The organism is Rhodococcus sp. OK302 (assembly GCF_002245895.1).
Taxonomy (GTDB): Bacteria; Actinomycetota; Actinomycetes; order Mycobacteriales; family Mycobacteriaceae; genus Rhodococcus_F.
The window spans coordinates 1-11,157 of sequence record NZ_NPJZ01000001.1 but is presented as its reverse complement, the minus strand read 5'-3'; the positions used below and the strand labels follow the sequence as shown (position 1 = coordinate 11,157).

The window sequence follows — 11,157 nt, the reverse complement described above, 5'->3', positions numbered from 1 at the left end:
ATGAACTTCGAAGAATCTGTAGAGCATCAGGACCTTCGCCGAGCAATCGGCGCTATCACCGACAAGTACGGACCCGAGTACTACGCCGAGCGCGCCGCCGCTCATGAGCCGACTCACGAACTGTGGAAAGATCTCGCGGATCACGGTTTCATCGGCATCAACCTGCCCGAGGAATACGGCGGCGGCGGAGCCGGTATGACAGAACTGGCGATCGTGTGTGAGGAAACCGCTGCGCACGGCTGTCCGCAGCTGCTGCTTTTGGTATCCAGCGCAATCTCCGGCGAACTGATCACCAAGTACGGAACGGAGGACCAGCGTCAGAACTGGTTGCCGCGCATGGCCTCCGGTGACGCAAAGGTGGTCTTCGCCATCACCGAGCCCGATGCGGGATCGAATTCACACAGTATCTCCACCTCTGCGGTCCGCGACGGTGACGACTATGTGCTCAACGGAACCAAGTACTACATTTCCGGAGTCGATGAAGCCGAAGCGCTTGTCGTAGTGACACGTTCCGGCACTGATGCCCAAGGCCGGCCCACGATGTCGCTGTTCCTGGTACCGACCGACGCTCCCGGTCTGGTGAAGAACCTGCTCCCGGTCGGTGTGAGCCTGCCGGAAAAGCAGTTCACATTGCACTTCGACAACGTACGTGTTCCTGCCGCTAATTTGCTCGGAACCGAGCATGACGGGTTCCGTCAGGTTTTCGACGGACTGAATCCCGAGCGCATCACCGGCGCGGCACTGTGCGTCGGCGTCGGCCGCTACGTCGTCGAACGGGCCGCGGACTATGCGCGTACCCGCACTGTCTGGGGACCGTCGATCGGTACTTACCAAGGTGTTTCGCATCCGCTTGCGAAAGCGAAGATCGAAGTAGAACTCGCTGCGATGATGACCGCCAAAGCTGCGTGGCTCTACGAGAACGGCAAGCCTGCGGGTGAGGCGGCGAATATAGCGAAGTACGCCGCTGCCGAGGCTGCCGTCGGTGCGGCCGATACCGCGATTCAGATCCACGGCGGAAATGGTTTCAGTACCGAGTTCGGATTGATTCCCCAGTGGTCGATCGCACGCCTCTTGCGCGTGGCCCCGGTCAGTCGCGAAATGATCCTCAACTACGTCGCACAGCATAGCCTCAAACTTCCGAAGTCATACTGACAAACCATATTTCGCGACAGACTAGGCCTTCCTGACAATACGACTTATCCGACAATACGTCTTTCCGAGAAGAGGACGCTGTGCCAATCAACGTAAACGACTTCGTCAACCGTCGCGCGGACAACCGGTGGGATCGAACTGCCGTGGGCGATCTGCTGGAACGCATGACGTGGAGCAAGCCGGACAAGACGGCAATTGTCGGTTGGGATGGTGCCTACGCGAGTGAGAAGTTCGAGCGGTTGACGTATGCACAGGCCAATGCGTTGGCGAATCAATTTGCCAACGGGCTGATAGATCGCGGGCTCCAGCGCGGTGATGTAGTCATGCTCTACTGTGACAACTCCGTCGAGGCGTGGCTGGCGAAGTTCGGCATCGCGAAGGCGGGTTTGGTCTGCGCTCCTGCCAATACCCTTATGGCGCCGGACGTGGTCGACGGTTTGATCGAGCTCACCGATCCCAAGTTTCTCGTGGTAGATGCAGACCTGTGGGATCGGGTAGCCACGTCGTTCGAAGGTCGGGGAGTTCGCGCGGGTGTCAGCATTCCCTTCGGTGATGTGTCGGTGGCCGGAAGCGAGACTTTCGAAGATTTCTGCGCTGCGCAGCCTACGACGGAGCCGGATGTCGTTATCCACGGCGACGACATCTGGGAGATTCTGTTTACGTCCGGTACTACCGCGGCGCCGAAGGGGGTGATGTTGTCCCACAACGCTTGTTACTTTGCCGCATACAGTTTTGCGCTGTCACTGACGCGCGGATTGCGGTTCGAGTCGGACTTGGTTCAGTGCAGTTTCCTCCCCCTCATTTATCACATCGGCGACAACCTGTTCAGTATGTCCACGATTCTCAGCGGCGGAACGCTGGTGATGGGACGCAAACCTGATCCGGCTCAAATCTGCCGTGCGATCGACCGCGAAAAAGTGACATCGCTGTTTACCGGATCTCCGGCGATGACCGCAGCCGTGGACAAGACCCTCACGGAAAATCGAGAGTTCGACGCCTCCAGTTTGACCAACATCACCTACGGCTGGGCTGCACTGCCACCGACCGTTCTCGCCTCGTTGAAACGACACTGCGGCAACGATTTGAATGTCTTCGCGATCTTCGGACAGACCGAGGCGATCGCTTGTCACCGTTTCTGGCCTGACGAGTGGTCCGACCTCTATGCCAGGACCGCCCCGAACGAGAACTATGTGGGAGTGCCCAGTCCCATCTTGGCGTCGAAGGTGGTCGATCCCGCGGGCGGCGATATCGTCGACCCCGCAGATGGTCCGGGTGAGGCCGTGTACCGTTCGCCGGTGGTGTGCTCGGGCTACTACCGTGATGAGCAGGCAACGCGAGAAGCGTTTGCCGATGGGTGGTTTCACTCCGGCGATAGTTGTGCCATCGGTGAGAGTGGCCACCGCATCATGGTCGATCGCTACAAGGACATCGTCAAGACGGGCGGTGAGAATGTCGCGACAATTCGCGTCGAAGCCGTCCTTGCTCAACACCCGGCGGTGACCCGTGCGACGGTTGTCGGACTGCCACATGAGCGATGGGGTGAGGCCGTCACTGCCTTGGTGATCACCGAGGACGGGTCGCAGGTGTCGTCGGGCGAACTGCTGGCGTATTGCCGCGCCAACCTGGCTGGATTCGAATCGCCGAAGGGTCTCGTTTTCGTTGAATCATTCCCGGAGACCGTGGGCGGAAAAGTCCTGAAATACAAGCTTCGGCAAGAGTATGCAGACTTCTACAGCAGCTGATTCTCCGGCAATACCCACACAACGCAGAAGGTGGAAGAAATGACTGTCAGCGATACCGCTCTGAATCTGATTCATCGTGTCAATGTCGGCGACACTCTGACCAGAGTCGCGTGGAGAGCGCCCCAATCGGTGGCGATTGTCGATCACGGCGAGACGTTTACTTACGGCGAACTCAACAGTTGGGTCAACCGCACCGCACATGGCCTGCTGGCACGCGGGTACGAACGCGGCGACGCATTGGCCTTGGCGTCGGGCAACAGCGTCGAGTTCCTCGTGACGTACTACGCCTGCGCCAAGATCGGGGTTGTGTGTGTACCGTTGAATCTCGGATGGAAGTCTCACGAAATGGCATACGTACTAGGCCATTCGAAGGCTCGCGGAATTGTCGTGGAGAACCAGCTTGCCGACGCGATTGCGGGTGCGATTGCCGGAGTCCCTGCCGTCGCCGATGTCATCATGGCACCGGGCACAGTGGAATTTACGGGTGTCATTGCAGAGGGTCGTTTGCAGTTGACGTTTGCCGAACTCTCCGAGCAGGAGTCCAGCGCCGAACCCGAGGTCTTTGTCGACGACCGTGACGCGATCACGTACCTCTACACCAGCGGCACCACGGCCGCACCGAAAGGCGTCGTAGGCAACCACACTGCCGTTTATCTCGAGTCGCTTTCCATGGCGCTCGAAGGACAGTTCAATGCGAACGACAAATTTGTTGCAATGATGCCGATGTTCCACACGGCGCAACTGAACTGCCACTGCACCACCGCAATTGCAGTCGGCGCAACGATGTATATCCGCCGCAATTTCGAGGCGGGAGCGCTTCTACAGCAGATCGAAAGTGAGGGAATTACACAGATATTCGGTCTGCCGATGATGTACCGCGAGATGCTCGAACATCCGGCGATCGAGAGTACGGATCTGTCGAGTCTGCGACGGGCTCTGTACGCCATGGCGCCCATGCCCGAGCGCCAACTGCGAAGGTGCATCGAGGTTTTCGACTGCGACTTCTACCTTCTCTTCGGTCAGACCGAGATGAGCCCGACGGCAACCATTTTCAGACCGGAGCATCAGTTGACCCACAACGGTGCCGCCGGCAGTCCGGTGGCCAACGTCCAGGTAGCCATCATGGCGCCCGACGGCACGCTGGTACCACAGGGCGACGAAGGTGAAATTGTCTACCGCGGACCGCACGTGATGACCGAGTACCTCGACAACCCGCAGGCCACCGAGACAGCCTTCGAGTACGGCTGGTTCCACTCAGGGGACCTCGGCCACTTCGATACCGACGGGATCCTGTGGTTCACAGACCGCAGCAAGGACATGATCAAGACCGGCGGCGAGAACGTCTCCTCGATGGAAGTCGAGAAGGCAGTCATGCACGTAGCGCCGGGTATTCTCGAGGCCGTCGTGGTTGGACTCCCTCACCCTCGGTGGAGTGAGGCGATTACGGTCGTTGCAGTGCGCAAGGCCGGCGCCGATGTGGACGAGGGGACACTGATCGAATCTGTGAAGGACCATATCGATCGGTACAAGGCGCCGAAGTCGGTGATCTTCGTCGATGAGTTGCCTCGGACCTCGACCGGTAAGATCCAGAAGAATGTGGTCAGGGAAAGGTTTACCGGACACTATGACAGCAGTCCTGCGTAGATGGCAACGGGGGTCGCTGTGACAGAACCAGGTTCGCCGGGTCGGACACGGGATCCGGCGCGCCGCGACAAGATTCTGGCATCAGCCGCAGATTTGGTGGCTCGCAATGGGTTTCACTCGGTCTCCATGGCCGATATCGGAGCCGCAGCCGGAATCACCGGATCCGGAATCTACCGACACTTCGACAGCAAGTCCGCCGTGCTCGTCGAACTCTTCGACGGAGTCATCGACGCATTGCTTGCCGACGCAGAAACGATCGTCTCGGAGGTTTCCGACCTTCGGCAGGCGTTGAAGGACCTTATCGACGGGCAGATCGAATTTGTTGTCGGCAAACGTGAATTGGCGCAGGTTTATCACAACGAGATTCACAACCTCCCTGACGGTGATCGGAGGCGTCTACGTCGCAAACAGCGCCTCTATCTCGAGGAATGGGTCCACCTGGTCGACGAACTCCGTGACGACCTGGACGACGCCGAGTCACGTGCCGTCGTCCATGCCTCGATTGGCGCAATCCAGTCCACGCTGTTTCAGAGTGGCGGACTCACGCCTGATCGGATGCGGCAGTTACTAGCCGACTGCGCTGCCGCGGTACTCCGTATCTAGCGACGCAGTACTCCGTATCTAGCGGTCAGAACAGCGATTCTTGGATCGCGACACCGGGTGAGTCGAAATTGCCCACCGTAATCGTGCGTCCGACCAAGGCTGAGATGTCTGCGACAAAGCGAGGGGAGTCCGGGTCGGTGTCGGTGCGGAAGAGCGCCACCGGCCCGGTCAGCCCTTCGAGATAGAGCGAGTGCTCGCCCGTCTCGAAGGTGTGGGGATAGACCATCGCGGGTGTGGCGTCGAAAACCATCTGCGAGCAGGCCGGCGGCGTCCAGGTTTCGGGTTGCTCGAAGATCTCGATACCGTCGACGCCGGATCCGATGTGGGCCAACTCTTCTCGGTTCGACAAGACGAACTGTGCCAGCTCGTCGCGTAGCGAGACGGTATCGACTCGGTTGGTCAAGGCGTCGAGTTTGCGCGACGTACGGATAGCCTGACTGAGGTGAAACTGCTGGGAGACTTCAGCTTCGAGAGCGCGAATGCTGTAGCCGTCAGTGGAGCCGGCAACATAGACAGCCGCCGCGGCCCCTTGTTCCGCGACGCGCGGATACTTGCGGAACTGCGACGCCGTCCCCACCTTCATTCGCCCGCCGGCGAAGATGTCGATGTAGAGCCATTGCGGCTGCGTGAGGTAGGTGCGCACATTCGGATGAATGTGCGCACCACTCACATGGGCCTGGTGCACGGTGGTGAAGCCCTCACGATTTCGGCAACGATCACACTGACGCCCGCTGGTCACCTTTGCGTTTCGATCACACGGAGAGTGCCCGGGTCCGTCGGCCGTCATATCGCGCCATCCGAGGCACCGACGTCCACGCTTTTCGTCGACCGAGAAACGCAGCACCGACGTGTGTGTGAAGAAGGTGGTCTCGCCGGTACCGTCGTCGACGACGCGGATACGTGGGGCCGCCGGATCAGACCATTCGATACCGCGCACGAGCAAAGTCATGATGTGAGGTGCCGGTTCCTTCGATCGAGTGTGGGAACCACCGATTCTAGTGCGTCAGCTGCCGGGCAACCCGGGGTAGTAGGTTCCGGCCGACCAACCGCCGTCGACGGCAATCTCAGCTCCGGACATGTAACTTGCGTCGTCGCTGGCTACGAAGGCTGTTACACGTGCAACCTCGTCGGGGAGCCCGATCCGGCGCAGCGGAACCGCGCCATACGGCTTCTGGAGTTCGTCACCCGTCTTGCCGGCTGCGTTGCCCAACATTGTGTCGACTCCACCGGGGTGTACCGAGCACACGCGGATGCCCGAGGGGCCGAGTTCGAGAGCCTGCGTCTTGGTGAGCCCGCGAACAGCCCATTTACTCGCGGTGTACGCGCTCAGCCCGTTCACGCCGCGCAGACCGTCGACGGACGAGATGTTGACGATCACGCCGCGCGCAGCCTTCTTCATGACGGGAACCACGGTCTTGGCTCCCAGCATTGCGCCGATGATGTTGACGGAGAACAACTTTTCGACCTGAGCGACGTCGATGTCCTCGACCGCGGCAAACGCGAGCATGCCCGCGTTATTGATCAGGACGTCCACGGTGCCGAACTGGGAGACTGTCGCGTCGACGAGGTTCGCCCAGTCGGATTCGCTACTGACGTCGAGATGGTGGAAGACGCCGCCGATCTCGGCCGCCACAGCGGCGCCCTTCTCGTCGAGAACGTCGCCGATGACGACCGTCGCGCCTTCGTACGCCAACAGACGTGCGGTCGACTCGCCCATACCCTGTGAACCGCCGGTGACAATGGCAACTTTTCCTGTGAATCTGCTCATTCTTCGATTCTGTGTGTGATCCACCCCTCGAGTGTTCGTGTGTCTCGCTGGCTGGAATTGTCCACTTTGAAGCGCGACTGACCTCGGGCTTGGCCCTGATCGCCTAGTCTCGTGGAATGGCTATTGTCTGGACAGTTCCGCGCGGTATCAGCCCCACCCTGCTCGTTGCGCCGTTGATCAAAGAGTTTCTCGCCGAGGGCGAAGGAACTCTCGACGCACGACTGAGCGCAGTCGGCACCATCTGCGCTTCGCTCGAGAAGCAGGTGGGTCGTACTTTCACATCGATCAGCGCGGCGTCGGCAGCTATCTTCTCCGGTGCGGCAGGTGCGGCAACTGTGCCGGATGCCCTCCGTCTCGCAGTGATGCGGACTCTGTCCACCGAAGTGATCGTCCGCAAGCCTGCGCCGCAACCGTTCTCCGAGAAGGTTGGAAAGCGTTTGGGAGAGTATCTATTTGCTTTGCGTGACCCGCGTAACGATCAGGTATTCCACGTCGGTCACGGCACCGGAAACCAGGTTTTCGCTTCGGTTTTCGAGGCGCTCGGTGAGCTCGAAAATCTGGAAGGTGCCGACGGTCCCGCCGAAGCAAATCCGGCTGTCACCGCAGCCAAGATTTCTCGGATCCGTGAGATCTACGATGCCGGGTCCGCAGTCGAGCACTATGTTCTCGTGCGTGCACTGGGAACGTCGGGCACGGCGGATATCGCTGTTCACGCCGTCGTCGAGGCACTGCGCATCAGCGAGGTCGGCGGTGGATTGACCAATCTTGCCGGCGACGCTACCGACAAGGATCTGCGGGCAACCCGCGTCGAAGAGCTGGCCCTGCGGTACTCCGCTGATCCGGCACCCGAATTGCCGACGCCCAGTGTTGTCCTGCACGTTCCGGGTTCGGCTCGCGCCGGAGCCACCGCCGAAGAGATCTACGAACTTGCGCGGCAAGAATGGTCAGCCGGCGCAGCAGTGCGGGCTGAGGCCGGAATTCCCGTACTCGTGTTCGCAGACAGCATTATTCGTGGCGCCTTCCGGGCACAGTCGTGGGACGTGTCCACGCGTAACGCCGACGGCAGTATGTTGTGGCGCTGGAGCGGCGACGTCGACGAGGATCTCGCGGCAAAGTACGTCGGCACCGAAATCACCCCGCACAACGTCGGACTCAAGAAGTGGCCGGTCAGCGGTTGGGTTACCCGCTTGACCACCGCTCGTCCGGGCGCGGCAATGCCGGGACCGCGCAAGAAGTAAGAAGCATGTACCAAGGTGGGCTCCGGAATTGTTGTTCCGAAGCCCACCTTTTTACTTCAGTAATCCACTGCCGAGGTAGTCGTCCTTTTCGCAGCCGGGTGGAATCAGATAAACCGCCGAACCGATGGGCGTCGTCCACTCGTTGAGCGCGTCGAAGTCGCTCAACCGCTGCTGCACTGGCAGATACTGCGCCGCGATGTTCCGCTGGAATGCCGCGAAGATCAGTCCCGAGTTGGAGGTCTGCTCGCCTTCGGGGGATCGTCGTAGTTGTATGCACGACGGAAGAACTGTTCCTTCTCGTGAGTGCGGTGGGCTCGGGCTATATGTGATCCCGGCGGAATCACCGGGATACCGAACTTGTCGGTCGCGGTGAAATCGGCCTCGTCGAACTCGTCGGTGCCGGTCAACGGAGCACCGTTGGACAATGTTCGACCCATCGTCAGTTCGCGTCCCGGTCGATCAAGTTCGTCCCAAGTATCCATCTCCATGCGAATTCTGCGCAGTACCAACGATGTTCCGCCCGCTAGCCAGGGTTGATCGGTGCCGTTGTCCCACACCAGGGAATCAAAATCCGTAGTTCGGGGCGCAGGATTGACCGTTCCGTCCACCTGACCCATGAGATTGCGCATGGTCGTGCCCTCGGGCGTGGTTCCCCGAGCGTTGCGAAACCCCTTCTGGGTCCAGCGAATTGTGGCCAACGAGCGCACATTCTTGGTCAGTACTCGCACAGTGTGGGCGATGGTAACCGGATCGTCGGCACAGATCTGGAGTAGAAGATCGGTGCCGCCCCAACGATCTTCGAGTCGGTCGATCGAGTACGACGGTAGGGGAGTAAACCAGTCCGGTTGCCGCTCTTGTAATCCCAGCTTGGTGAACAGTCCGGGGCCGTAGCCGACGGTGACCGTCAACCCGGCGGGATCGAGCGCCAGTTCCTTCTCGGTGTCGGCCAGGGCGGGTGCGCCGGCAGTGAGACGGGACGCGTCGGCCGACCACATTTTCATGATGCCGACGACAGCGCTGCGTTCCACCCCCGGTCGCAGATCGAAGCCGATGAAGGTGGCGTGCGCCTGCGGTGGTGTGGCGATCCCGGCTTGATGGACGCCGTGGAACGGAACCGTCCTCTTGCCGGCCGGCGTTTCCTCCGCCCGCGCCAGTGACGTTGCACCCCAAGTGGTTCCCGCGACAGCGAGCGCGGCGGCGCCTCCTCCGAGAAGGCGCCGCCGGCTCAGTCGCAGGTTACTGTTCTCAGCCACCGTGATTGGGGTCGTAGTTCTCCTGGTTACCGGAGAAATCGCGGATCTGGGCATTGAATGTGGTGCTCGAACCGTCGTCGAAGACCAAAGTGACGTCGGTTTCGGTGCCGGGCAACAGTGGCGCTGCAAGTTCCATGAACATCAGGTGGTCTGCGCCGGGTGCCAGCGAGGCAGTGCCGTGGGCGGGGATCAGGAGTCCACCGTCCTTAGGGCGCATGGTCATCGTTCCGCCGTCCCCGGAAACCACTTCGTGGAGTTCCACGCGGGCGGATGCCGGACTGGTTGCCGCAACCAGCCGGACGTCGGTGTCGCCGGTATTGGTGAGTTCTGCAAATCCGGAACTCATCATCTCGGGTGCGGCCTTGATCCATTGGTCCTGGACCGTGATGGATTGTGCTGCCTCGGTTTTTTTTTCGGAGTTCGAAGAGCAACCGGTCAAGGTCAGGGCTGCGGACAATGCGGCAACTACGAATACCTTGGTTCGAACAGACATGTGTATCTCCGTACTTTCAGGAAGGGTCAGATGGTCGCGCGACGTTTGAATGCCGCAACAGATGTGTCGATCAACAGGAAGGCCAGCAGGCTGATCCCTAGTAATGGGACGAACCAGCCGATCAGTGCGGTGAGTGCCGTCAGGGCAACAATGCTGAACGGCGACAGGTTGCGGATACCGCCGCGAGCGGGTGCGCTACCCACGGCCCAGTCGGACCCGCGGGTGGGGCGTCGGCGCCACCACATCACGTAACCCCGAATTACGACGCTCACCAGTGCAAGAGCCAATGCCGCCAAGGCGATTTGGTTGGCGAGGCCGAACAACAGCCCCATGTGTAGTTGGATTCCCCAGGCCGAGAGTTTTGCTGCCAGAGGCCAATCCGAGAACCACAGTTCGTCGGTAACCTTCTGAGTTGCCCCGTCGATTGCGATGGTGTTGTTGCTGAACACCCAAGGCTGACGAGTTTGGGTGACGGTGAAGGCAGTCTCGGCGTTGGCGGGGATCGACACTTCGACGGGGCCGGTGATGCCGTGGTATCTCGCGATACCGAGAACGGTGTCGACGCGACCGACGTTGGTATCGGTCATCATTCCGGCGGCAGCGGGAGCGGTGCCGTGGCCTTCGTGCCCACCCGTAGCCGGTGGGGGAGCGTCGCCAAGGGTCTTGGCTACCGAGGGAGTGGTCCAACTCAGGGCTGTCCGTAGGTTGGTCACGTTTTCGCCGGCATAGGTCGACCACGTGAGACCGGTTGCCGAGAGAAAGACCAAGGCAACGGCTATCCAGATGCCGACGACGCCATGCCAGTTCAGGGTTCGCCTGCGCCCGGTGGACGTTCGATCCATTGTGAGGAGTCGCGCGTTGCGGGCGGTGCGGTACCGACGGAACCAGAGGTAGACACCGCCGAGGGCGACGACCCACATCCATGACGCAGCCAACTCGCTGTAGAGGCGACCGGGTTCGCCGAGATGAAGATTGCGATGGAGTTGTGAAATCCACGTGCGGACCGGCAGCGAACTGCTGCTTCCGTACACAGCCAACTCGCCGACGGGCTTGGCCATCACCGGGTCGACGAAGACTGCGAGCCTTTCGGATTCGCCGAGTGACGGATCCGTGAACAGGACCCGCGTTGTCTCTCCGGGTTCAGTGGCAGGGCGCACCGCCGAGACCGTGAGGTCAGGGCGGTACTGCTGAGCGGAACGGATCTGGTTGTTCAACGACGCGATCTGTCCCGTGCTGTCGGTCTGGAGGTAGTCGCTGTAGACGA

At 60.6% G+C, this 11,157-nt stretch carries 9 protein-coding genes and 1 pseudogene; 5 read left to right on the top strand and 5 right to left on the bottom strand.

Annotated elements, in window-relative coordinates:
* From BDB13_RS00050 to BDB13_RS00035, 4 genes are all read left to right on the top strand, one after another.
* Positions 1–1,152, top strand: a complete 1,152-nt coding sequence (locus BDB13_RS00050; RefSeq protein WP_094269849.1) for an acyl-CoA dehydrogenase family protein — start codon at positions 1–3, stop codon at positions 1,150–1,152.
* A gap of 80 nt (positions 1,153–1,232) precedes the next feature.
* Positions 1,233–2,894, top strand: coding sequence for an AMP-binding protein (locus tag BDB13_RS00045; RefSeq protein ID WP_217902112.1), 1,662 nt, complete (start codon positions 1,233–1,235; stop codon positions 2,892–2,894).
* 39 nt (positions 2,895–2,933) lie between these two features.
* Positions 2,934–4,538, top strand: coding sequence for an AMP-binding protein (locus tag BDB13_RS00040; RefSeq protein ID WP_094274551.1), 1,605 nt, complete (start codon positions 2,934–2,936; stop codon positions 4,536–4,538).
* Positions 4,539–5,141 (top strand): TetR/AcrR family transcriptional regulator, encoded by a 603-nt coding sequence (locus BDB13_RS00035; protein ID WP_094269848.1) that lies wholly within the window; start codon positions 4,539–4,541, stop codon positions 5,139–5,141.
* Positions 5,142–5,166: 25 nt separating this feature from the next.
* On the opposite strand, the gene BDB13_RS00030 is transcribed toward BDB13_RS00035, so the two are convergent.
* Together BDB13_RS00030 and BDB13_RS00025 are read right to left on the bottom strand one after the other, a co-directional pair.
* The gene (locus BDB13_RS00030) at positions 5,167–6,090 is read right to left on the bottom strand and encodes a DUF2797 domain-containing protein (protein WP_094269847.1); all 924 of its coding nucleotides are present in this window, start codon (positions 6,088–6,090) and stop codon (positions 5,167–5,169) included.
* A gap of 54 nt (positions 6,091–6,144) precedes the next feature.
* A complete protein-coding gene (locus tag BDB13_RS00025) occupies positions 6,145–6,909 on the bottom strand; it encodes an SDR family NAD(P)-dependent oxidoreductase (RefSeq protein WP_094269846.1) in 765 nt (254 codons plus the stop codon).
* 116 nt (positions 6,910–7,025) lie between these two features.
* Between BDB13_RS00025 and BDB13_RS00020 the strand changes: the two genes are divergently transcribed.
* Positions 7,026–8,147, top strand: coding sequence for a GIY-YIG nuclease family protein (locus tag BDB13_RS00020; RefSeq protein ID WP_094269845.1), 1,122 nt, complete (start codon positions 7,026–7,028; stop codon positions 8,145–8,147).
* A 51-nt stretch (positions 8,148–8,198) separates the two neighbouring features.
* On the opposite strand, the pseudogene BDB13_RS00015 reads toward BDB13_RS00020, so the two are convergent.
* The 3 genes and pseudogenes from BDB13_RS00015 to BDB13_RS00005 form a co-directional block, all read right to left on the bottom strand.
* A pseudogene (locus BDB13_RS00015) lies at positions 8,199–9,400 on the bottom strand (Dyp-type peroxidase).
* Entirely contained in the window at positions 9,393–9,893 is a 501-nt protein-coding gene (locus tag BDB13_RS00010; RefSeq protein WP_094269844.1) for a copper chaperone PCu(A)C, read from the bottom strand. The pseudogene BDB13_RS00015 and the gene BDB13_RS00010 overlap by 8 nt, the downstream one beginning before the upstream one ends.
* A 26-nt stretch (positions 9,894–9,919) precedes the next feature.
* On the bottom strand, positions 9,920–11,157 hold a 1,238-nt coding region (locus BDB13_RS00005; RefSeq protein WP_094269843.1), incomplete at its 5' end, for a PepSY-associated TM helix domain-containing protein.

Excerpts from the sequence above, each read along its gene's own strand:
- BDB13_RS00050 (WP_094269849.1), top strand. The coding sequence starts at position 1 with ATGAACTTCGAAGAATCTGTAGAGCATCAGGACCTTCGCCGAGCAATC.
- BDB13_RS00040 (WP_094274551.1), top strand. The coding sequence starts at position 2,934 with ATGACTGTCAGCGATACCGCTCTGAATCTGATTCATCGTGTCAATGTC.
- BDB13_RS00035 (WP_094269848.1), top strand. The coding sequence starts at position 4,539 with ATGGCAACGGGGGTCGCTGTGACAGAACCAGGTTCGCCGGGTCGGACA.
- BDB13_RS00030 (WP_094269847.1), bottom strand. The coding sequence starts at position 6,090 with ATGACTTTGCTCGTGCGCGGTATCGAATGGTCTGATCCGGCGGCCCCA.
- BDB13_RS00025 (WP_094269846.1), bottom strand. The coding sequence starts at position 6,909 with ATGAGCAGATTCACAGGAAAAGTTGCCATTGTCACCGGCGGTTCACAG.
- BDB13_RS00020 (WP_094269845.1), top strand. The coding sequence starts at position 7,026 with ATGGCTATTGTCTGGACAGTTCCGCGCGGTATCAGCCCCACCCTGCTC.
- BDB13_RS00010 (WP_094269844.1), bottom strand. The coding sequence starts at position 9,893 with ATGTCTGTTCGAACCAAGGTATTCGTAGTTGCCGCATTGTCCGCAGCC.